The sequence below is a fragment of the Azotobacter beijerinckii genome (assembly GCF_900110885.1).
Lineage (GTDB): Bacteria > Pseudomonadota > Gammaproteobacteria > Pseudomonadales > Pseudomonadaceae > Azotobacter > Azotobacter beijerinckii.
Genome location: NZ_FOFJ01000155.1, coordinates 1 through 1678, shown reverse-complemented (window position 1 = coordinate 1678; position 1678 = coordinate 1). Strand labels below are relative to the sequence as shown.

The window sequence follows — 1678 nt, the reverse complement described above, 5'->3', positions numbered from 1 at the left end:
CGGGCGATGTTTTGAACCGTTCGGACTCGAGGCGTTTGAGCCAAAGGCAAAAGCCGTTGCGCTGGTAAGTAGGCCGTAGGGGTTTCACCTTCAGCCTCTCGCAGAACCGTACGTGAGCCTCTCAGCTCATACGGCTCCCGTTACCCAGTCGAGTCTCATTTCCAAAGACATGCCAGTGCACGAACAGCGATGGGCACGCTTTCTTCATCCGGTTGAGCCAATCAGCACTGCGGCGCTTATGCCCTGCCAGTGGTTTGTACTTCTGACGGGCCCAGCGTTGCAGCTTCAAATCAAAATGATTGAAAACCTTGCGCATGACCGTTTTGTAGAAAGTCCCATAGTAGTTCCACCACCCACGCAGGGTAGCGTTGTACTGTTGTGATAATTCAAGAAGGCTGGCCGGTGTTTGCCGCTGGATATTCCAGCTGCGAGTTCGTTGACGCATTCGTTTCAGAGCCTCGTTGCTGGCACCGGGCAGGAAGCTGGTAAACCGGCATCCATTATTGCCCCATGCCGCCCGTGGTCGGAAGGTGAATCCCAGAAACGTGAACTGCGTCGTTGGGTACACCGCTTTACGGTTGCTGTCCTTGCAATAGACGATCTTCGACTTCTCCGGGTGCATAGTCAGCAGGCACTCTTCCAAGCGTGCCTTGATGGCCGACATGACCTCGCACGCCTGCTTTTCGCTACGGCAATGAACCACCGCATCGTCGGCGTAGCGTGCAAATGGACAACCTGGAAAAGTCCGCTGCATCCAGGCATCGAACGTATAATGCATGAACAGGTTCATCAATAACGGGCTGATCACCCCTCCTTGAGGTGTACCACTTTCACGCGGTACCTGAACCCCGTTTGCAGTCTCAAACGGCGCTCTAAGCCACCGCTCGATATACAACAGAATCCATTCATCCTTTATGTGATGCCTGACCGCTTTGAGCAGCAGCTCATGATCAATGTGATCAAAGGCTCCCTTGATATCGAACTCCACCACCCAATTAATATTCCAGCAGCGCCTGCGAGTGATCTCCACCGCCTGTTTGGCTGACTTTCCCGGCCGGTATCCATAGGAATCCGGATGGAACAGACAGTCCAGACTCGGCTCTATAAGCAGCTTGACGGCGGTCTGAGCCACCCGATCGGCTACTGTTGGAATACCCAGCTTGCGTTTGCCTCCTGATTGCTTCGGAATTTCCACCTGCTTAACCGGCGGCGGAAAATAGGAACCCGACGACATGCGGTTCCAAACCTTGTAAAGGTTACGTTGCAGCTTCTGCTCGAACTGGGCAATAGATTGTTCATCTATCCCAGCGGCTCCTCGATTGGCCTTCACACGCTGGTAGGCCTCCCAAACTGTCAGTTTGGAAATGCTGTACGACTTTGCTGTGCTCATGACACTCCTCCCCACCGAAGCAGGTTGATGACATAAGCCAGCCGGGCAACGCCACCCCTTCGCTCCATTCTCATTACAAGAACTTCGTCACTACTACGAATGGCTCCGCCCCTCGACCTTTGCATCGGTATTCTTCCTCGCGGTGGTAGCCGCTTGTCATTTCCCTTGGCATCAAAGGCGAGGTTCTCACGTTCCATATCAAAGCCTGTATTGAGCTCATGCCGCCTATACACCGGCTGCCATCTGGACAGTAGACAGGTATCTTCCAGACTGATCCCGAGGCTATTG

The 1678-nt window shown here is 53.8% G+C and carries 1 protein-coding gene; it reads right to left on the bottom strand.

Annotation, left to right across the window (positions count from 1 at the left end):
• Nucleotides 1–121: 121 nt before the first annotated feature.
• Nucleotides 122–1390: a group II intron reverse transcriptase/maturase gene (ltrA, locus tag BMY22_RS23295; RefSeq protein WP_208599391.1), complete on the bottom strand. Its 1269-nt coding sequence runs from the start codon at nt 1388–1390 to the stop codon at nt 122–124.
• Between the last annotated feature and the right edge of the window lie 288 nt (nt 1391–1678).

Coding starts and splice junctions, on each gene's coding strand:
- ltrA (WP_208599391.1), bottom strand. CDS start 1,390: ATGAGCACAGCAAAGTCGTACAGCATTTCCAAACTGACAGTTTGGGAG.